We start from the raw sequence: 17,437 nt of genomic DNA on the forward strand, positions 1-17,437 counted from the left end.
AATCCTCCATTAAGCCAGACGCAGCGCTTCAAGGCGGCGCAGGTCGAAGTCGTTCAGTTCGTCGGTGTAATCAGCGGTGATCGGTGCTGGCCACTCGCCAGTGTCAAAACCGGTAGCGATAGCGCGCATCGCCTTGCGGTACTCGAGCATGCCCAGTTCCAGCAGTTCGGCGGATGCCTCGATGATCGCGATCCAGTGGTAGTTCTCGTCTTTGTTGACGAAAATCCAGAAGAACTGGTCCAGTGCCGCGGTCTCGCAATACATGGCGGCGCTCAGGTGATAGTCACGGTCGATGATTTCCCGGTGCAGTTTGGCGCGCAAACCTTCCTGTTTAATGTTCCACATGCTGATGGTTTTCAGGTCGGCACCGATGCGAACGCCGTCCAGGTCGATCTCCAGATCCGGACGAACGCGGACTTCCAGACCGGTTTCGTCGTCAAAGCCAAAGTAGCTCACCTCAACAGCGCGGCTCGGATGCTGAAGCAGCATCCCGGCGGTTGGGTGCTGTAGCAGGGCTTTCTGAATGGCCAGTGCGGTGCTCAGTTGCTGGCGGGTGACCAATACTTTCCCTTGCGGATTCTCACGCCAGGCATCCAGCAGTTCGTCGGCAAAGACGGCGTCCGGATTAACAGACTTCACGGTCTGGATCAGATCCGCTTTGGTACCGGACACTTTAAGCGGTTGCGGCTTCTGCGCTTCCTGGGCCACCAGGTCAGGATTGATGATTGCCAGCTGCTCGAGTAACGCATCACGACTACCGCTGGTTTTCACCTGTGCAGGCAGAGTGGCGTTGTATTCCTTGATGCAGGCTTTCATCGCCGCTGCTGTCTGCTTCTGGTCCGCTTCGATACGCTGGTAATCTTCTGGCAGCGACATATAGCTCTGGCCAGTTTCCTCGGCTGAACCACCCAGCGGCACCTGAGCAGGCAGAGTGGCGTTGTATTCTTCGAGCAATGTTTTGATGTCGTCAGCGCTCAGTATCGCTGGCAGGCTGGCGTTGTACTCATCAATAAATGCGCGGATAGTTGCCGTCGTGGTAAATGCGCCTTCCGGAATTAAGGGTTCAACGCTGAATTCTGCATCGAGCAACTCGGGTTGCAGCGCCAGCGTATGTACCAGGTTTCCCATGTCCAGAACAGGAGAGCGTTCTTTGATAATGGTTTTCTCTACGTGACGTGCATTGAAGTACATCAGCGACACACGCGCATCTTTCACCTGGGTTGAGCTGATACCGTTCGCTGCGTGATAAACCTCGTTCGGCAATCCTTCATAGCGGCCTGGCTCGAAGTAAGCAGGGTAAACAACAGCCGGTTCGTCTGATTGCGTTTCTGGCTCGGTTTGTGTCGCAAGTGGATCGGTTTGGTTTACAGAATCGCTATTTTGGGCGACAGAATCCGTATTCTGGCTCACATCGGCTTGCTGGCCGGTATATGACTCTTCACCAGTTTCCAGACTGCTTTCGCCTGACTGCACTTCATCACCAGTCTGTTCTTCATCACTGACAGTTTCTTCCATCTGCACATGACTGGTGGTGTCCTCATTAACTGGTGAACGGTCATCTGTATGTGTTTGTGTTTGTTGATCACCCATCAGGCCATCAATGGAGAATACGCCGTTGCCCATGCTGGCGATTTTGGGTTGTTCGGCTACTGCCTTCTGTTCTGCTGCGACCTTCTCGTTAATCTCGTTTTCCCAGCTTTTTTCTGGCACGTGACCGGCTGCCGCCAGGGTTTCTTCAGTTGGGTGCTGGTGGTCGGTTTCAGTCAGGTTCTTATTGATGTAACGGCTCAACAGTTCCGGGAAATGGTGAGTGTTTTCTTCTGCACTGCGAATAAGTGCGAAAATAGCGGCACGGGAATAATCCAGGATGCCAGCGCGTTTGCGCAGGGCGACGGACCACTCTTTGAACGGGCTTTCGTTTTTAGCAACGATCTCTTTTGCACGACGGAAAACGCCACCTGGGATATCGTAGATGTTGAAATCCATTGGAAGTGTGGCAAGCGCAATATCAATGTCCAGAGTGTCCAGCGTGTGGACAAGTTCCGGGTTGCGATCGGTCTTATTGCCACCGCCAGCATTGGTTTTGACGTCAGTGCGTTGAATCTGCGCAACGCGATTGCCTTTCTGCCATTCCTTGACCAGCAGGCCGCGATCGATATATTCAGTTTTGAACCACACCGTCAGGAACTGGATAACTGTTGCCAACTCCGGTTTTTTACCGTCGACAGGGAAGACTTTCTTAACGGCATTCACGACTTTATGAATATCGTGTTCAATGGCTTTTTTGAATGCTTCCACATTCTCAGCAGCCAGCAGCAGGTTCTGGACGTACGCGTCATCGGTGTCCATCTCAAGGCGGACAATCTCGTTTTTCTGCCCAGCGTCGATGTGATAGAGATATTCACCATCACCGATGAACTGAGCCAGTACGCGCTGACGGAATGGCAGGGTGGCTATGACGATCAGGTTCGGCTGCTCTGACGGCTGAGATTGTTCTTCGGTGCCGACTTCAGTATCAGCGTCGTCGACAGACTCATCTTCGGCCTGTTGTTTAACATTCCAGGTGCGCTGGTCTTCGGCCAGTTCGTAACGATCACACCAGGTGAAATCAACTTCACCTTCTTCTGGCAGGTCATCAACAACCGGGAAGTCAGTGCGAATTGGCTTGGCGTAATCCTTGCCGCGGCCGGTTTCGATGCCAGCATCTTCCAGCGCAACGTCCAGCTGCAGGTTGGCTCGAGCCTCAGTTTTTGCAGTGAACCAGACCACTGCATCTTGCTTTCCGGATTTCTGAGTGGCTTTAACCACATTAAAGAATTCCATGTGAGATCCTCTTTTTTGGGTGTTAGAATCCCCGGACCATTGATAGCGCCCATTGGGTTAACTTTGGTTTTGATGTTGTTTCCGGTGTAACTTTGGTCGGTGGCACCGGACGTAGATCCCGCCTTGCGCGGGTTTTACGTTAGCCTTCGTGAGCCATCTGGTCGTGCGAAGCGCAACGTCTGGAACAATACTCTTTCTCTTTGCGCGCCAGCTGTGAGCCGTTGCGATAGAGAAGGGTGCTTTTGATTACTTCCTCCGTTTTAACCGGCTTGCCGCAATATCCGCATTTCTTGTCTAACATGACATCCTCCGCTAGTGGCTGAGTCCATGCCCCAGACCGTTCAGATAAACTTCAACCAGCAAATCCTTGGTGTAAGTCATTTCTACGCCGCGATGCAGATACAAACGTCCGCGAGCGTTAGCTGATGCCGTCCAGGTTGAGTCTTTGTGTTTGACGAGCATCCCCGGCTGAACTGCGCCGCGGTTTACTGTCTGTGTACCGTAGTGCTGATGAACCATGATGTTCTCCAGTTTTTCTGAGTGAACTTCGCTGGTGGTGCCGTGACGCTGATCTTCACGGTTGAGCGTTTTAACTCTGCAATTCACCACCGCGAAGCTCACTTCTCTTTTTTGCCCTTGTCGCCAGGCTGGCGGAACGTTTGAACTTGATGCGCTTAGTGTTTCGCGATGAGGTGATAATAGCAATACGTATTAAACATATCAATACGCATTGCTATTTATCGGCTAAAATAAGTATTAAAATATTGATAGCGAAAGGAATTTATTTTTTCGAAAGGTGTATGTTATGCTCAAAAAAACACCAAACAGGGTATTGTTATGGGCTTAGGTATGGATATGTCACGTGATGAACTACTGGAAGATCGGGCGGCTTTCATAGCTGGCGAGATTGGCGGGGCGGTGGTTGAGTTAATAATCGATGGTGTGGTGATTGACCGTGACGCTATTGTCGACCAGCTGGAAGCTAAGCGTAAGGCTGTAGGGAATGTGATCCACAAGGGATTACTGAGGGATGCTGCGGAGTTCGTGAGGAAGGGGCAATAAAAACCCGGCGCGGTGGCCGGGTTAATCTTCGCTTTTTTGTGTCGAGCTACGTTCCAACTGATCGGATTTGCCTTTGTATACACCTGCCAACCACCCCGCTAGCACACCGCCGCCAATCTTGGCCAGCTCTATAGCGTATTGAGCATTTCCTGTATACATGGAAACGATGACCACAACTGCAACTGCAATCGTCACAATATATTTGAAATAAACTTTTTTCGTCTCTACTCCGCTGAAAATCGTAGCTTGAGTTGCTCTGTCTTCTTTCTGGGCGTCAATTGACTTTAAAGCTATTTCTTTATTGCTTTCAATCTCTTGTCGTCTAATCTCAAGCTCATGAGTCTTGAAATCCAATTCTTTCTCTTTAAGTTCAATTTCTTTAGTTTGAACTTCGACAAATTTTTCGATTGCGGCGATTGGATTTGGTTTGCGCTCTTTTTGCGCTTGAACTTCCTGTTGAGGAACAACTTCCGTACTTGTGTCTGTCATCTATTAAGTTCGCATAATACAGGGGTTTTGTAAGTCACTTTGAACTTACCAAATGTAGAGTCACCCATTTTGGGAGGGGAAAACTCTATACGATCAATGTTTTCGTACTGCGAACGGCTTAATGAAGCGACATGTTCCGCTGATACAAAGCGTTCGATTGTTGGCTCTAAAGTACGTCGGAACGAATTTTTGTTATCCATAAATGACCTCATAGATCCTCCTCGCATCCTTAAAGAACAAGAATGGCAAAAGTAACTTTTGCCGGAGTCACTTGAAGTTTACCCAAAAGGTAACTTCTGGCAAGTCACAAAATTTACTTTTTGTGAATATTCGAGACAGATCCTACCGCGCTAGACGAAAAAATAACTAATTCAGCGTGATGCATAATCCCTCAATCCCCCTGCAAACGAATCCTTCTCTTCATGTACTTCTCGTACATAGCATCCAGCTCTTTCAGGCGGATGGAGAAAAAACCATTTCCTGCGGTGATTCAGGCAACTTCTTACCCATGCTTCCTGTACGTCTGGGACGTTACTCGATTGCCACTATGCACCCGGCGTGACATACCCACCTACGATGAACCACGTAAGAAACACTACTGCAACGATGAACACTATCACTGGAAAGGCGATTCCAATTCTCATAAAGACACCTGTCTATCCATGTTTTCTATACGTCTGCGGCATGCTGCCGATTACCTTTCCGAACACGAAGATTTTGTTCATCTCTTCCTTCTCAATTGGCTCCCACGGGCGATAGGTCTGGTTGTCTGAGATTACCAGTAGTTTGTCTTTCATCTTCTGAAGTCGCTTAACATGAGCTGTTTCGTCGTACAGGAAAGCGTAAATTCCATCACCATCAAAGTGTTGGATGCTGATATCGACAAAAAGCAGATCACCCGGCTCTATCGTGCCAGACATGCTGTCTCCGCGGACGTTGATGATGCGGATCTGTTCCTGTTTACGACCATTAAACATCTGACGCGCATCTTCTACTGAGTACTCCACGGAGCGAAGCACCTCCACGAACTCACTATTGATCACGCCCGGTCCAGCGCTGACCGTTAGGTCGAGCACGTCAACCCTGAAGATACTTGGATCAACTTTTACAGGAGTAATGGAAGTTGGTTGCTGGCCGTCAGCCCTCATTGGACCTATGCCTGTAGACAACCACTCAGTTCTAACCCCGAGTGCATTCGCAATTTCTACAATCTTTGTCGAACCGCGAGCATTGCCGCTCGTTAGTCTCCAGATGGTTGGCTGAGCAACTCCTGACGCCTTCGCAAGAGCGCCCTGAGACATCCCGGACTGTTCCATTGCCTGATTCAGGCGTTCAGCAAGAGTTTCTTTTTTCATAATTTTTAATTTATACGCTTGCGTATTGAGGGTCAAAACACGTTTTGCTATTGCTATGGGTAATACGCATTGCTATTATTGTTTGGCTCAATACTTTTAGGAATTGAAAAATGACCAATGAAATCATCCAGCGCGCCATCGATATTGCTGGCAGTCAAAAGAAACTCGCAGATCTCTGCGGCGTAGCTCAGCCAACAGTTTGGCGGTGGCTGCATGGGGGCGGCATTGATGCGCGATACGTTATGAAAATCGTGTCAGCAACAAACGGGGGGGTTAAACCCGCTGATATTCGTCCAGATCTCGCCTTGTTGCTTGGTTCAAATAACAGCTAATTCTAACCACGAAAGGGAAAGCACTATGCAATCACTTACGTACCAACAAAATACCGGATTCCATTCGTCCGCGATGATAAATCGTGCTCAACAAGAGCATGGCGATAAACATGATGCCATTCGTGACGCGGTCCGCTCCTGGGCGGGCGCAGATGGTCAGGACGTAGTTACGGCTCTGATCATCGAAGAGTACCAGGCGCAGGGTGGTGATGACATCACTTTCCCTGACGATCTCTGCCGAAAGCGCCAAAAGCTGTTCCGCTTCCTGGATAACCATTTCAACAGCGAACGGTACCGCGAGAACGTCCGCCAGCTGACGCCGGCAATCCTCGCGGTTCTACCGATTGAGTTTCGCAATCGCCTGCTGCCAGAGGACAACATCATGGCCCGCCTGGCAAAGTTGGAGAAAGAAACCAGCGAAGCGAAGATTGCCGTCGCGATGAATGCGCCACGTCATCAGAAGCTGAAAGAGTTGAGTGAGGGGATCGTTGAGATGTATCGCGTTGACCCTGGGTTAACCGGTCCGCTGATGGAAATGGTGCAGATGATGCTGGGGGCTATATGACCGGTTCAAAAATAGGGAAAGCCGCTGTGCTCGAACACAGACGGCCTTCGGGTGCAAAAACGGGCAGTTATTGCGAGGTCAGTATGTCAGTAACCAGTACCGAGGTAAACATCCAACCAACCCACAAATGCTCTTTTTGTGGAAAAACGAATGTTGAAGTTGCTGGCGTTCTTGTCGCCGGGCCAGGCGTCTCAATCTGTCAGGACTGCGTTTTTTTGTGCGTCGAGATGGTCTTTAAGCACTCCGCCAAAACTGACGAACCGACAGCACTTTAAGCATTCAGAGGTTTTTATGCGTGATTACGGCAAAGTGCATACATCTTTTTGGATTAGCGATGGAATGCGTCGGGTTTCTGATGATGCCCGCCTGCTTGCGCTGTACCTGCTCACGGGGCAACACACGAACATGATTGGGTGTTTCCGGCTACCAGATGGATACGTTTCTGAAGACCTTGCCTGGACTTTTGAAAGGGTTTCGAAAGGGTTTGATGAACTATCTAAAAACGGTTTCGCAACTCGTGACCCTGTCTCGAAATGGGTTCTTATTCGTAACTTCATGAGCTGGAATCCTGTCGAGAATCCAAATCAGGGTATAGCAGCTATGCGCCTATTCTCCCAGGTGCCGGATAAGTCCACCGTTAAGCCAGAGCTGGCACGGGTTATGGCTGATGCGATAGCTCATATCGGGGGCGCAAAGCTAAAGGGTTCCGAAAGGGTTCTTGAACCGTTCCTTAACCAGGAACAGGAACAGGAACAGGAACAGGAACAGGAAGAAAACACTTCGGGGCATGGCTCCGCCATCCCCCCAGAGAGTGATGATTCTTCCGAAGGTGGTACATCTCCGAAAAAAAATTCCTACCCGGACGGCTTCGAACAAGCATGGGCGATTTATCCAAAGCGTTCAGGAGGCAACAGCAAGGCTGACGCCTGCAAAGCCTGGAAAGCCAGGGTTAAAACAGGTGCCACAGTTCAGGAGTTGCTTGATGGCACCCGGCGTTATGCCGATTTCGTGAGGGCAACGGGGAAGCTGAATACCGAGTACGTGAAGCAGGCGGCAACGTTCTTTGGTCCCTCGAAACACTACGAAGAAGCCTGGGAAGTGACAGCTCTGTTAGGTATGCGGGATCCGAATGCCATTTCCCGTCCAGATAACTCCATCCCACCAGGGTTCAGGGGGTAGCGATGAAAAATATGATTAGTACCGGCAGCGCGCTTGAGCGCCTGAAAAAACTCATTCCGCCAGGCGTTCAGCCGAAGTTCACCAGCGCGGCAGAACTGCTGGCATGGCAGAGGGAAGAAGGCCTGAAGCGGTGTGAAGAACTGGACAGGCTGAACCAGAAAGCCCGGACAGAGAAAATTTTCGGTCGATCAGGAATTCAAAGCCTGCACCGCAGCTGCACGTTCGCGAATTATCAGGTTTCCGGGGAAGGTCAGCGCAAAGCCTTCACGATGGCAAAGAGCTACGCACAAAATTTCGGCGCTGGGTTCGCAAGTTTCGTGTTTAGCGGTGGTCCGGGTACCGGGAAAAACCATCTCGCTGCGGCAATCGGAAATCATCTGCTTTCTGGCGGGCATAGCGTACTGGTAGTGACTATCCCTGACCTGATGCTGCGCGTTCGCGAGTGTTACGACGGTGGCCAGTCAGAGGCTTCGCTTCTGGATGACCTCTGCAAAGTCGATCTGCTGGTGCTGGATGAGGTCGGTATTCAGCGCGGTAGCAACGGGGAGAAAGTCATTCTGAATCAGGTTATTGACCGTCGGCTGTCATCAATGCGCCCGGTTGGCGTTCTGACGAATCTGAACCACGACGAACTTCTCGGCGCGTTGGGTGCGCGGGTTATCGATCGCCTCCAAATGGATGGCGGGATGTGGGTGAACTTTGACTGGGGCAGCTATCGCAAGAACGTTAGCCATCTCCGGATCGTTAAATAACCGCGAGGGAAAATCACTATGGCAAGCAAATCACTGTGGGCAATCGTCGATTTCCTTCGGGTTAACCAGACCATAACGCCTCGTCAGGTTCAGAACCTGCTGGGATGCGACTGCAAGAAAGCACACAACCTGCTGCTTCACCTGACACGCAAAACGGTAGTTATCCGTACTGGCGAACCGCATCGCCCGGTCTATTCACTTCAGCCTAGCGGGGAGCTGAACATCAAGCAGATCAAATCGAGCGTGCGAAAAAACATGGTTACTTCAGTATGCCGTACAAGTCCAGCGATGAAGCGGATTCTGGCATTTTACGGGAGAACATCAGTATGACCACTAACAACCACCCAGCGAACGGTCCTGTATCACTCGATCGCCTGCACCAGATAAGCGAAATACTCAGCAAAGCAGCAAAACAAAGCGACGGCGGTAATCTCGGCTACGCAATGGCTGATGCTGTGAAGGTTATTGATGGGGCTATTGCGGCATTTGGTGCTGAGCCTGCACCAGTAGATATTGAAATGCTGGCCACTGTACTGAGAAACGCTCCGTTAGCGCCGTCAGATAGCCAGGGCAAGCCGAGAGCGCCGGTAGTGCCGGATGAAGATCCGCGAGATGCATTCGAGCGAACATTCAAAATGCCGAAGCATGTCACCCGCTGCGGTACCGGATATGCAGTAACGGCATATTCCGCATGGTTAGCCCATGATTTCGTTAGGATGTGGGAGGGCTGGAACGCTTGCCGCGCCGCCATGCTTCAGGGTGCCGAACCTGCAAGTAATTGCGATGAATTACCGCTGGACTACCTGCAAGGGCACAAAGACGGGCTGGAATGGGCAGCACAACTGGCAAAAGCAAATCATCCGGAAACTGGCGACTGGCTTTACGATGACCCTATCGAATTGTCAAAGGCGATACGCAAGGGGCCGGATATGCCATTATCCGATGGCAACTCTCCGGTGATTCAGGATGGCTGGATTAAGTGCAGCGAGCGGATGCCGGAAGACGAGCAGGAGGTTCTAACCAGGAACAGGATGGGGCATTGCTTTGTATCGTTCTTTGATGAGCATTCAGGGCTGTTTTTCGACAGAGTAGATGTGGCCGCCGCATGCTGTATAGAGCACATATTGGTAACCCATTGGATGCCACTGCCAGCAGCACCGCAGCAGGAGGAGTGAGGTGAGTACTTATCTTTTTTTCGGTTTCCTTGTTGTTTGCACTCTGTTTTGTATGGTGATGCTGTGGCGGGTGGTCAAGGTGGCAAAGTGGCGATTCAAGGCCCTCGAAATGAGTGCTGATGATTATCGGGCACTACCTGAATTTAATAAGATGTTGTGGATGATTTGGATATGGAGGCTAGAACGCTTCCCGAGATGTAATAAGCGGGCATGGCGGGAGACGAAGTGATGGATCAGCTACTGCAATATGCCACGAACCGGATAATTGAGCTGGAAAACCTGCTGCTGGTGAATGTTGAGGAAACTGTCTGGCCTGCCGAAGTAGGAATGGTATATAGCCAGATTGAAAGTGCCGGGGATCTTCCGGCACATCACCAGCGCCGCCTGAAGCATCACATCAACCGCATGTGGCTGGAACAAATGCCGGTACCGTCAATAATCGCTGCGGCCCGGTCACTGGCCATCGCTATGGAGAAATACGCGTGAGAGAAATCATCGTTGATAACTTTGCCGGCGGCGGCGGGGCGAGTACGGGAATTGAGCTGGCAATCGGTCGCAGCGTTGATATTGCTATCAACCACGACGAGAACGCCGTGGCGATGCACACAACGAACCACCCTGATACATTGCACTACTGCGAGTCTGTGTATGAGGTTCGCCCAAAGGTAGCTACCGCGGGTCGTCCGGTGGCGCTGGCGTGGTTTTCTCCTGATTGCCGCCACTTTTCTAAAGCAAAAGGCGCTAAACCTGTTGAGAAAGCGATCCGCGGACTGGCCTGGGTAGTATTACGCTGGGGGCTGGATGTTGAGCCGCGGGTAATGAAACTGGAGAACGTCGAAGAGTTTAAAACGTGGGGGCCATTATTACGCGAAATGCCATTCATCAGTCACGCGGATCGCTTCCTTGATGAATTTATCGGACCACCTGAACCAGTCGAACAGCGTCCTGACCCGGCGCGTATCGGTGAGACCTTTAACGCCTTTGTCGCAATGCTGACGACAGGTATTTCTGCATCACATCCGGCGCTGGCTGAATGTTGTGAGTTTCTGAATATTTCGCTTGATAGCGAGGATGCCGCACGGCTGGTTAAAGGTCTGGGCTATGTCGTGGAGTATCGCGAACTGCGCGCCTGCGACTATGGCGCACCGACAATCAGAAAACGTTTCTTCATGGTCATGCGCCGTGATGGGAAGCCGATTGTGTGGCCGGAACCAACGCATGGGGATCCGAGATCACCTGCGGTTCAGGCTGGCAGGCTGGCGCCATGGCGTACAGCTGCGGAGTGTATCGACTGGTCAATTCCGGCCCCATCGATATTCGACCGCAAAAAACCGCTGGCAGAAAATACCCTGAAGCGCATCGCGCGCGGTATACAGCGCTTTGTTATCGACAGTGCGTCGCCGTTCATCGTGAAATGCAATCACACTACGACCAAAGGGAAATACGACTGTTTCCGTGGGCAGGCACTGAGTGAGCCATTGCAGACCATTACCAAAACCCATGGCTACGCGTTAGCCGTTCCACACCTGACAAAGTTCCGTACCGGCGCAACCGGGCAGCCCGTTACCGAACCGGTACCGACGGTAACTGCTGGTACATCAAAACGCCCGGGCGGGAATGGGCATGCACTCGGGATTGTTGAGGCTGCACTGACACCGTTCCTGGCCGGTAATGGTGGCAGTGAATACCAGGCTAAACCGCGCCCGCTGGATAAACCTGCTCACACCATTCTGAAGCAATCCCGCGCCTGTCTGGTTGCGCCAGTGATAGCCCGCCAGTTTGGGGCCAGTGTCGGACACCGGGCAGACGAACCGAGCGCAACCATCACAGCTGGTGGTGGCGGTAAATCTCAACTGGTGACGCCTACGCTGATTCAGATGGGTTATGGCGAACGCCCTGGACAAGAACCGCGTGTGCTGCGACTGGATAACCCTCTGGGGACTGTTACTGCAGGTGGTAATAAATTCGCGACGGTGAGCGCGTTCCTGGCTAAACACTACGGCGGTAACTATACGGGGCCGGGTGTCAGTATGGATGAACCCGCGCACTCAGTGACCACCGTCGACCATCATGCAGTAGTTGCCTCTCATCTGGTGAAACTGCGTGGAACATGCCGCGATGGGCAGCCAACCAGCGAGCCAATGCCAACGGTGACGGCGGGCGGGCTGCACGTAGGGGAGGTAAAAACCACTCTTGCTGTCGATGAATACGACGAACATCGCGCGCAGCAGACGCTTGAGTTTCTGCGGAAATACTGCGGCGAGGATTGCGACGGGCTGGTGACAGTTGACGGCATAACTTACCGCATAGTTGATATTGGCATGCGTATGCTGCAACCGCACGAGCTATACCGCGCTCAGGGATTCCCTGAGTGGTACATCATCGACCAGGACTATCGGGGTAAGAAGTATGCTAAGGACAAGCAGGTTGCGCGATGTGGCAATGCGGTGCCGCCGCCGTTCGCTGAGGCGCTGGTGAGGGCTAATCTGCCGGAGCTATGCCAGTCGAAACAAATTGCAGCCTGACCTATAATCCCCTCCATAACTCGAGGGGATTTTTATGTCACACGAAGAAATGACTCCAGCTGAAAAGTACATAGCACTGAGGAAGCGACATAAAAAACATGTGCTTCAATCCGAAATTGCAAATGCCAAGAGATTTGAAGCTGGGGAAGTGGCCTCTGTAAATGGCCTCAGGTCTCCTTACGAGATAAGGATAAAAAGAGGGAGAACCGCAGACTAATGTCAAACCACAACATTGCAGCAAAATCGAAAGAAGAGCAGGACAAGGTTAACGTTGAACTTGCTGCCAGTGGCGTAGCTTACAAAGAACGCATGAATATGCCGGTTATCGCTGAGCAGGTAGCCCGTGAGCAACCAGAGCATCTGCGTGAATACTTCATGGAGCGAATTCGCTACTACCGCGAGCAAAGCCTGACACTGCCAAGAGCGTCAGACCCACGTTACATCGAGATGTCATCTCAGAACGAGAAAAAGTGAGGGTTTATGTTCAATATTATTATTCTTAAAGGTGAATTTGGTACTTTTGTTGATATTCAGAAGTACATCGGTGAAATTCCACCCAGAAAAACATCTATAAAACTTGATGGCGAAGCTTTCAAGCTATCCCTTTACGAGTTAAATGACAGCCAGTATTTAATTGCGCATCAGCACGATGTTACAGAGGAAAACAGATCCGCTGTAGATGACGCAATCATTCAGTTAAACATCGAACCAGTTGATTGATTTTCCATTATCAACTGTACATAATGTCAGTGTCAGCCTGAACAACTGACAACTTGATGCGCCACGGAGAGAAACCATGGCGCACGAACTACAGCTCATCAAGCAGTCCTCAGGAATTCTGATCCCCGCGACGCCGGAGACCAGCGATATTCTGCAATCAAAAATCAAACTCGGCGCCGTGCTGGTGGCTGAGTTCCGGCAGGTACGCAACCCGGCCTTTCACCGTCGCTTCTTCGCATTACTCAATCTCGGTTTCGAATACTGGGAGCCTACTGGCGGGGCGATCTCCTCCAACGAGCGCAAACTGGTAACCGGCTACGCCAAATTCCTTGCCTCATTCGCGGGAAGCGAAGCCGCACTCCTGGACGCCGCCGAGCAATATCTGGACCGCATCGCCGACAAGCGTGCCGGTAGTATCAGCATCTGCAAATCCTATGACGCATACCGTGCATGGGTGATCGTCGAGTCTGGTCACTACGACGCTATCCAACTGCCCGACGGTACCCTTCGCAAACACCCTCGCAGCATTGCCTTCGCCAACATGGACGAAACTGAGTTCCAGCAGCTCTACAAAGCCGCGCTCGATGTTCTGTGGCGATGGGTATTGTCCCGTTCATTCAAGAACCAGCATGAAGCGGAAAACGCCGCATCGCAGCTCATGAGCTTTGCGGGGTGATGGCGATGAAATATTCCTGGTTTCACCATCATGAATGCACAACCGAACAGGCCGACGAGCTGGTGGCCTGTTACCGCCGTCGTGGCGCCACGGTAGAACGTAGCCTGAATCGCGACAACATCACCTGGACCGTCAGTGCCAAATTACCTGAATGCGAGCATCCGGCGCGTACACCAAGAACCTTTCGACAAAAGGTCTGGGGGTGAGCATGGATAAATCAGCGAAATGCCTGTTCTGCGGTAAACCTGCAACCTTGCTATGCGACGGGATTGTTGGCTGGGATGCTGATGAGGACGAAAACCACCATCTCAGCAATGCGCGGGGAATTTTCACGTGCGACGCACCGATGTGTGCTGAGTGCGGAACATGGCACGGCAATATCTTTTTCTCAGGTAGAACGGGGGGCATGGAGACCCGTGATTATTGTCCGCTGTGTCAGGCGCTGCATGTTAAAGGTGATGTTATCCGGGAGGATCACAACCGAAAAGGCAAAGCCATTCGCGAGCCGGCCCTTCAGAAAGAGCAGGCCGCCATCATCCGGCAAGCTCACTGGAATAGCTATCTAAACGCGCATCGCAGAGAGTTAAACGCCATTCAGGGAGGTGGACAACAATGCCTGCCATTCTGAAAAAGTTACCTCGCCGCAAGTGCGCCAACAAAGAATGCCGCCAGTGGTTCCACCCTGTACGCGATACGCAGACCGTCTGCGGTTACGAATGCGCCAGCGCAGTCGGGAAAGAGCAGACCAGAAAAGCCCGTGAAGACGCTAAGCGCAAAGAGTCCGCCAAACAGCGCGCTACTGAGAAGAAAGAGCGAGCCGCCTGGCGCCAGCGTAAAGCTGCAGTTAAGCCGCTGAAGCACTGGGAAGATTTAACGCAGCGTGTCGTCAATGACTATATTCGCGAGCGTGACCATGATTTGCCATGCATCAGTTGTGGGACGTTCGACACCGTCCAGTGGGAAGCCGGGCATTACCGCTCACGTGGGAAAGCGTCACATCTCCGCTATCACGAAGACAATATCCGTAAACAGTGCCACCACTGTAACGTTCAGCTGTCGGGCAATCAGCAGCAGTACCGCCTTGGCCTTATAGAGAAAATTGGGGCTGAACGCGTTGAGGCGCTCGAAAACAATAACACCCCGCACCGATACACCATCGAAGAACTCGAAGCCATCAGAAAGCATTACAGCGCGCTGAGGCGACAACTCGTCAAAGCAAGGGAGGCCGCATGACATTCGAATCCTACTTTGCCGATCACCTCCGCGTTCGTTGGCAACGATTGCGCTTATACCACTTTCCGGGCTCTGTGCTGACGGATTACCGAATACTGAAGAACTACATCAAAACCATAGGCGGTGCAGTATGAATACTCAATTTCTCGAATACGTGCGCCAGCAGCTGATGGTGGCTACCGCCGATTTAAGTGGTGCGACGAAAGGGCAGTTAATGGCCTGGCTGGAGAACGCGCAGTTCGATACAGGTACCTTTAAGCGGAAGAAGATGAAGGTGAAGGATGAGGTTACTGGCGAGATGATAACTCTGGATAACCCCCCAATCCCCGGTAAACAGTCGTATGCCAAGGGCTCACATATTCCGCTGGTGCAGCCGGTTGAATACTCCACTGCATCGTGGCGCCGCGCGCTGATGACGCTCGAAGAACACCAGAAGGCCTGGCTGTTATGGAACTACAGCGAGTATGTGCGCTGGGATAATCAGGTGGAAATCACTCAGTGGGGTTGGAAACACTTCAGCCAGCAACTGGCCGGGAAGAGAGTTGCTAAGAAGACCATCGACCGTTTACGGCAGTTGATATGGCTGGCGGCGCAGGATGTGAAAGCGGAACTGGCCGGGCGTGAAACATACGAATATCAGCAACTGGCGGAGCTGGTTGGTGTGGCTAAGTCGACCTGGACAGAAAACTATCTCCCACACTGGCTGGCAATGCGTAGCATCTTTACGCGGCTCGATAGCGGCGCTCTGATATCAGTAACGCGATCACGTTCACAACAAAAGGCGACAAATTTTGATGTAAGTCTTGCAAAACCGAACTGAAATGGATATATTCCGTGTAAATCTGATATTGTGCCATTGTTGTATGCACTGGCAGTAAATGAGTTTCAAGCCCGAGGTTAACGCCTTGGGTTTTTGCGTTTCTGGAGCGTGAGTGTTCAGCTCATTGTCCAAAAGTGTTCAATTTTTGCGTTTGATGTGTTTTTTCATTCATGCAATATTTGACGAATAGCTATAAGTAAAACTTTGACCGTGCCTATTAGCCGCTGCTTCCCGTGATGTCAGCGGTTTTTTTTCATTAAAACAGGGCTGCCCATTGGCGGCCTTTTTAATTTCAGGCCTCACGGGAATCATCCGCTACGTGCTTTGTTGATAAATCCAGCCCGTGAAGCCTGACCCTTTTCATACACACACAGCGCCATCCGAAGAATCGGAGGTGAGGCTATGACCAGAATGAGCACCATTTACAGCAGACTTTCATATGGAACAGGAACCACGCTGACCGGCTGCGGTGTATCAGCGAAGGCATACGCCGAAACAGCTAAAACAGCAAAAGAGGTGTCCTGGATGTTGGCCGACAGAATTGCAGGGTTAAGCCTGAGCGACTGGGCAATTATTGTCGGTATCGCATGCACCGTTATCACCTGTGCAGTGAACTGGTACTACAGGCAAAAGGAAAGGGAGGACCGGCTTAATGGCAATGTCACCAAAGCTGAAGAATAAACTGAGCGCAGCGGTCGTTGGTTTGATTCTTGCCGGGGCTTCCGCGCCCGTGATTCTCGATCAGTTTCTGGATGAGAAAGAGGGTAATAGCGAGCAGGCGTATCGCGACGGCGGCGGACTCTGGACGATTTGTCGTGGTGCCACGATGGTTGATGGCAAGCCAGTAGTACAGGGCATGAAGCTGTCAGCTGAGAAATGCGCCCAGGTAAACGCCATTGAACGCGACAAGGCGCTGGCGTGGGTTGACCGAAATATCAAAGTACCACTGACCGAACCACAGAAAGCGGGTATCGCTTCTTTCTGCCCATATAACATCGGGCCGGGTAAATGCTTCCCGTCCACGTTCTATAAGCGCATCAATGCTGGTGACCGTAAAGGAGCCTGTGAAGCTATTCGCTGGTGGATTAAAGACGGTGGCCGCGACTGTCGTCTGACCAAAGGCCAGAAAAATGGCTGCTATGGCCAGGTAGAACGACGAGACCAGGAAAGCGCGCTGACGTGCTGGGGGATAGACCAGTGAGCCTGCGCTATCAGTTTATTGCCATTTCTCTGCTGGTGGCTGTCGCATTCATCGCGGGTAGTGTATGGAGCAGCCGCGGCTGGGAAAAAAAGTGGGCGGAACGTGACAGCGCGGAATCATCGCGAACAGCGAACGCGCAGACCGCCGCCCGCATGATTGAGCAAGGGCGCATAATTGCCCGTGATGAGGCTGTAAAAGATGCACAAGCACAAGCCGCTAAATCTGCTGCCACTGCTGCTGGCCTGTCTGCCACTGTTAACCAGCTGCGTACCGAAGCAACAAAGCTTGCCACCCGCCTGGACGCCGCAAAGCACACCGCAGATCTTGCCACTGCCGTCAGAAGCAAAACAGCCGGAGCCGACGCCAGAATGCTCGCCAACATGCTCGGAGATATTGCAGCAGAAGCTCAGCGATATGCTGGAATCGCTGACGAACGCTACCGCGCCGGGATGACGTGTGAGCGGATTTACGACTCGGTGAGACAGTCGAATAACGGGAAGTGGCAAAAAGCGGGGACGAATCCCCGCTAG

28 protein-coding genes are annotated in these 17,437 nt (G+C 51.8%); 22 read left to right on the forward strand and 6 right to left on the reverse strand.

The features are described from left to right. Positions 1-9 precede the first annotated feature (9 nt). The 3 genes from ICA20_RS11480 to ICA20_RS11490 form a co-directional block, all read right to left on the reverse strand. On the reverse strand, positions 10-2,823 hold the full coding sequence (locus ICA20_RS11480; protein ID WP_149282290.1) for a RecE family exodeoxyribonuclease: 2,814 nt from the start codon (positions 2,821-2,823) through the stop codon (positions 10-12). 139 nt (positions 2,824-2,962) lie between these two features. Continuing rightward, on the reverse strand, positions 2,963-3,124 hold the full coding sequence (locus ICA20_RS11485) for a YdaE family protein (protein ID WP_049259698.1): 162 nt from the start codon (positions 3,122-3,124) through the stop codon (positions 2,963-2,965). A gap of 11 nt (positions 3,125-3,135) precedes the next feature. Further along, on the reverse strand, positions 3,136-3,342 hold the full coding sequence (locus tag ICA20_RS11490) for a hypothetical protein (RefSeq protein WP_001568763.1): 207 nt from the start codon (positions 3,340-3,342) through the stop codon (positions 3,136-3,138). A gap of 336 nt (positions 3,343-3,678) precedes the next feature. On the opposite strand from ICA20_RS11490, the gene ICA20_RS11495 reads away from it, so the two are divergent. Further along, positions 3,679-3,885 (forward strand): hypothetical protein, encoded by a 207-nt coding sequence (locus ICA20_RS11495; RefSeq protein ID WP_177247970.1) that lies wholly within the window; start codon positions 3,679-3,681, stop codon positions 3,883-3,885. Between the two features lie 21 nt (positions 3,886-3,906). Here the strand turns inward: ICA20_RS11495 and ICA20_RS11500 are convergent, their stop codons facing one another. The 3 genes from ICA20_RS11500 to ICA20_RS11510 form a co-directional block, all read right to left on the reverse strand. Then, entirely contained in the window at positions 3,907-4,374 is a 468-nt protein-coding gene (locus ICA20_RS11500) for a hypothetical protein (protein ID WP_054528493.1), read from the reverse strand. 545 nt (positions 4,375-4,919) lie between these two features. Next, positions 4,920-5,018, reverse strand: a complete 99-nt coding sequence (locus tag ICA20_RS11505; RefSeq protein WP_143194474.1) for a YoaK family small membrane protein — start codon at positions 5,016-5,018, stop codon at positions 4,920-4,922. A 12-nt stretch (positions 5,019-5,030) separates the two neighbouring features. After that, complete coding sequence (locus ICA20_RS11510) at positions 5,031-5,729, reverse strand: helix-turn-helix transcriptional regulator (RefSeq protein ID WP_054528492.1); 699 nt, start codon at positions 5,727-5,729, stop codon at positions 5,031-5,033. A 110-nt stretch (positions 5,730-5,839) separates the two neighbouring features. Here ICA20_RS11510 and ICA20_RS11515 point away from each other — a divergent pair, with 110 nt between their 5' ends. The 21 genes from ICA20_RS11515 to ICA20_RS11615 all read left to right on the forward strand — a co-directional run bounded on the left by ICA20_RS11515 (position 5,840) and on the right by ICA20_RS11615 (position 17,437). Continuing rightward, on the forward strand, positions 5,840-6,061 hold the full coding sequence (locus ICA20_RS11515) for a helix-turn-helix domain-containing protein (RefSeq protein ID WP_008322487.1): 222 nt from the start codon (positions 5,840-5,842) through the stop codon (positions 6,059-6,061). Positions 6,062-6,086: 25 nt separating this feature from the next. Next, positions 6,087-6,626: a toxin YdaT domain-containing protein gene (locus ICA20_RS11520; RefSeq protein ID WP_149282289.1), complete on the forward strand. Its 540-nt coding sequence runs from the start codon at positions 6,087-6,089 to the stop codon at positions 6,624-6,626. A gap of 83 nt (positions 6,627-6,709) precedes the next feature. Beyond that, a complete protein-coding gene (locus ICA20_RS11525) occupies positions 6,710-6,901 on the forward strand; it encodes a ClpX C4-type zinc finger protein (protein ID WP_123924902.1) in 192 nt (63 codons plus the stop codon). 16 nt (positions 6,902-6,917) lie between these two features. Beyond that, on the forward strand, positions 6,918-7,805 hold the full coding sequence (locus tag ICA20_RS11530; protein WP_172960227.1) for a hypothetical protein: 888 nt from the start codon (positions 6,918-6,920) through the stop codon (positions 7,803-7,805). A gap of 2 nt (positions 7,806-7,807) precedes the next feature. Next, positions 7,808-8,557: an ATP-binding protein gene (locus tag ICA20_RS11535; protein WP_123924745.1), complete on the forward strand. Its 750-nt coding sequence runs from the start codon at positions 7,808-7,810 to the stop codon at positions 8,555-8,557. Between the two features lie 18 nt (positions 8,558-8,575). After that, positions 8,576-8,887 (forward strand): hypothetical protein, encoded by a 312-nt coding sequence (locus ICA20_RS11540; protein ID WP_123924744.1) that lies wholly within the window; start codon positions 8,576-8,578, stop codon positions 8,885-8,887. Further along, complete coding sequence (locus ICA20_RS11545) at positions 8,884-9,732, forward strand: DUF551 domain-containing protein (RefSeq protein WP_232067078.1); 849 nt, start codon at positions 8,884-8,886, stop codon at positions 9,730-9,732. The genes ICA20_RS11540 and ICA20_RS11545 overlap by 4 nt, the downstream gene beginning before the upstream one ends. A gap of 228 nt (positions 9,733-9,960) precedes the next feature. Next, on the forward strand, positions 9,961-10,218 hold the full coding sequence (locus ICA20_RS11550; protein ID WP_016156704.1) for a hypothetical protein: 258 nt from the start codon (positions 9,961-9,963) through the stop codon (positions 10,216-10,218). Further along, complete coding sequence (locus ICA20_RS11555; protein WP_149282288.1) at positions 10,215-12,257, forward strand: DNA cytosine methyltransferase; 2,043 nt, start codon at positions 10,215-10,217, stop codon at positions 12,255-12,257. Before ICA20_RS11550 ends, ICA20_RS11555 begins: the two co-directional genes overlap by 4 nt. 34 nt (positions 12,258-12,291) lie before the next feature. Further along, a complete protein-coding gene (locus tag ICA20_RS11560; RefSeq protein ID WP_054528484.1) occupies positions 12,292-12,474 on the forward strand; it encodes a hypothetical protein in 183 nt (60 codons plus the stop codon). Beyond that, on the forward strand, positions 12,474-12,731 hold the full coding sequence (locus ICA20_RS11565) for a DNA polymerase III subunit theta (RefSeq protein ID WP_054528483.1): 258 nt from the start codon (positions 12,474-12,476) through the stop codon (positions 12,729-12,731). Before ICA20_RS11560 ends, ICA20_RS11565 begins: the two co-directional genes overlap by 1 nt. Before the next feature lie 6 nt (positions 12,732-12,737). Continuing rightward, the gene (locus tag ICA20_RS11570; protein WP_103798103.1) at positions 12,738-12,977 is read left to right on the forward strand and encodes a hypothetical protein; all 240 of its coding nucleotides are present in this window, start codon (positions 12,738-12,740) and stop codon (positions 12,975-12,977) included. Between the two features lie 76 nt (positions 12,978-13,053). After that, positions 13,054-13,653, forward strand: coding sequence for a DUF1367 family protein (locus ICA20_RS11575; RefSeq protein ID WP_054528481.1), 600 nt, complete (start codon positions 13,054-13,056; stop codon positions 13,651-13,653). Then, positions 13,653-13,859 carry a hypothetical protein gene (locus ICA20_RS11580; RefSeq protein WP_054528480.1) on the forward strand — a complete coding sequence of 69 codons (207 nt, stop codon included), beginning with the start codon at positions 13,653-13,655 and terminating at the stop codon, positions 13,857-13,859. Before ICA20_RS11575 ends, ICA20_RS11580 begins: the two co-directional genes overlap by 1 nt. Positions 13,860-13,861: 2 nt before the next feature. Further along, positions 13,862-14,281, forward strand: coding sequence for a hypothetical protein (locus ICA20_RS11585; protein ID WP_149282287.1), 420 nt, complete (start codon positions 13,862-13,864; stop codon positions 14,279-14,281). Next, positions 14,278-14,886 carry a recombination protein NinG gene (locus ICA20_RS11590; protein ID WP_054528691.1) on the forward strand — a complete coding sequence of 203 codons (609 nt, stop codon included), beginning with the start codon at positions 14,278-14,280 and terminating at the stop codon, positions 14,884-14,886. The genes ICA20_RS11585 and ICA20_RS11590 overlap by 4 nt, the downstream gene beginning before the upstream one ends. Further along, positions 14,883-15,020, forward strand: a complete 138-nt coding sequence (locus ICA20_RS11595) for a YlcG family protein (protein WP_016156248.1) — start codon at positions 14,883-14,885, stop codon at positions 15,018-15,020. The genes ICA20_RS11590 and ICA20_RS11595 overlap by 4 nt, the downstream gene beginning before the upstream one ends. Then, entirely contained in the window at positions 15,017-15,706 is a 690-nt protein-coding gene (locus tag ICA20_RS11600) for a bacteriophage antitermination protein Q (protein ID WP_038641055.1), read from the forward strand. The genes ICA20_RS11595 and ICA20_RS11600 overlap by 4 nt, the downstream gene beginning before the upstream one ends. A 402-nt stretch (positions 15,707-16,108) precedes the next feature. After that, positions 16,109-16,387: a phage holin gene (locus ICA20_RS11605; protein WP_016150496.1), complete on the forward strand. Its 279-nt coding sequence runs from the start codon at positions 16,109-16,111 to the stop codon at positions 16,385-16,387. After that, complete coding sequence (locus ICA20_RS11610; protein WP_054528478.1) at positions 16,359-16,907, forward strand: lysozyme; 549 nt, start codon at positions 16,359-16,361, stop codon at positions 16,905-16,907. Before ICA20_RS11605 ends, ICA20_RS11610 begins: the two co-directional genes overlap by 29 nt. Then, positions 16,904-17,437: a DUF2514 domain-containing protein gene (locus ICA20_RS11615; RefSeq protein WP_149282286.1), complete on the forward strand. Its 534-nt coding sequence runs from the start codon at positions 16,904-16,906 to the stop codon at positions 17,435-17,437. The genes ICA20_RS11610 and ICA20_RS11615 overlap by 4 nt, the downstream gene beginning before the upstream one ends.

The organism is Citrobacter sp. C5_2, assembly GCF_014596845.2.
Classification (GTDB): Bacteria; Pseudomonadota; Gammaproteobacteria; order Enterobacterales; family Enterobacteriaceae; genus Citrobacter; species Citrobacter werkmanii.

Excerpts from the sequence above, each read along its gene's own strand:
- ICA20_RS11480 (WP_149282290.1), bottom strand. The coding sequence starts at position 2,823 with ATGGAATTCTTTAATGTGGTTAAAGCCACTCAGAAATCCGGAAAGCAA.
- ICA20_RS11485 (WP_049259698.1), bottom strand. The coding sequence starts at position 3,124 with ATGTTAGACAAGAAATGCGGATATTGCGGCAAGCCGGTTAAAACGGAG.
- ICA20_RS11490 (WP_001568763.1), bottom strand. The coding sequence starts at position 3,342 with ATGGTTCATCAGCACTACGGTACACAGACAGTAAACCGCGGCGCAGTT.
- ICA20_RS11495 (WP_177247970.1), top strand. The coding sequence starts at position 3,679 with ATGTCACGTGATGAACTACTGGAAGATCGGGCGGCTTTCATAGCTGGC.
- ICA20_RS11500 (WP_054528493.1), bottom strand. The coding sequence starts at position 4,374 with ATGACAGACACAAGTACGGAAGTTGTTCCTCAACAGGAAGTTCAAGCG.
- ICA20_RS11505 (WP_143194474.1), bottom strand. The coding sequence starts at position 5,018 with ATGAGAATTGGAATCGCCTTTCCAGTGATAGTGTTCATCGTTGCAGTA.
- ICA20_RS11510 (WP_054528492.1), bottom strand. The coding sequence starts at position 5,729 with ATGAAAAAAGAAACTCTTGCTGAACGCCTGAATCAGGCAATGGAACAG.
- ICA20_RS11515 (WP_008322487.1), top strand. The coding sequence starts at position 5,840 with ATGACCAATGAAATCATCCAGCGCGCCATCGATATTGCTGGCAGTCAA.
- ICA20_RS11520 (WP_149282289.1), top strand. The coding sequence starts at position 6,087 with ATGCAATCACTTACGTACCAACAAAATACCGGATTCCATTCGTCCGCG.
- ICA20_RS11525 (WP_123924902.1), top strand. The coding sequence starts at position 6,710 with ATGTCAGTAACCAGTACCGAGGTAAACATCCAACCAACCCACAAATGC.
- ICA20_RS11530 (WP_172960227.1), top strand. The coding sequence starts at position 6,918 with ATGCGTGATTACGGCAAAGTGCATACATCTTTTTGGATTAGCGATGGA.
- ICA20_RS11535 (WP_123924745.1), top strand. The coding sequence starts at position 7,808 with ATGAAAAATATGATTAGTACCGGCAGCGCGCTTGAGCGCCTGAAAAAA.
- ICA20_RS11540 (WP_123924744.1), top strand. The coding sequence starts at position 8,576 with ATGGCAAGCAAATCACTGTGGGCAATCGTCGATTTCCTTCGGGTTAAC.
- ICA20_RS11545 (WP_232067078.1), top strand. The coding sequence starts at position 8,884 with ATGACCACTAACAACCACCCAGCGAACGGTCCTGTATCACTCGATCGC.
- ICA20_RS11550 (WP_016156704.1), top strand. The coding sequence starts at position 9,961 with ATGGATCAGCTACTGCAATATGCCACGAACCGGATAATTGAGCTGGAA.
- ICA20_RS11560 (WP_054528484.1), top strand. The coding sequence starts at position 12,292 with ATGTCACACGAAGAAATGACTCCAGCTGAAAAGTACATAGCACTGAGG.
- ICA20_RS11565 (WP_054528483.1), top strand. The coding sequence starts at position 12,474 with ATGTCAAACCACAACATTGCAGCAAAATCGAAAGAAGAGCAGGACAAG.
- ICA20_RS11570 (WP_103798103.1), top strand. The coding sequence starts at position 12,738 with ATGTTCAATATTATTATTCTTAAAGGTGAATTTGGTACTTTTGTTGAT.
- ICA20_RS11575 (WP_054528481.1), top strand. The coding sequence starts at position 13,054 with ATGGCGCACGAACTACAGCTCATCAAGCAGTCCTCAGGAATTCTGATC.
- ICA20_RS11580 (WP_054528480.1), top strand. The coding sequence starts at position 13,653 with ATGGCGATGAAATATTCCTGGTTTCACCATCATGAATGCACAACCGAA.
- ICA20_RS11585 (WP_149282287.1), top strand. The coding sequence starts at position 13,862 with ATGGATAAATCAGCGAAATGCCTGTTCTGCGGTAAACCTGCAACCTTG.
- ICA20_RS11595 (WP_016156248.1), top strand. The coding sequence starts at position 14,883 with ATGACATTCGAATCCTACTTTGCCGATCACCTCCGCGTTCGTTGGCAA.
- ICA20_RS11600 (WP_038641055.1), top strand. The coding sequence starts at position 15,017 with ATGAATACTCAATTTCTCGAATACGTGCGCCAGCAGCTGATGGTGGCT.
- ICA20_RS11605 (WP_016150496.1), top strand. The coding sequence starts at position 16,109 with ATGACCAGAATGAGCACCATTTACAGCAGACTTTCATATGGAACAGGA.
- ICA20_RS11610 (WP_054528478.1), top strand. The coding sequence starts at position 16,359 with ATGGCAATGTCACCAAAGCTGAAGAATAAACTGAGCGCAGCGGTCGTT.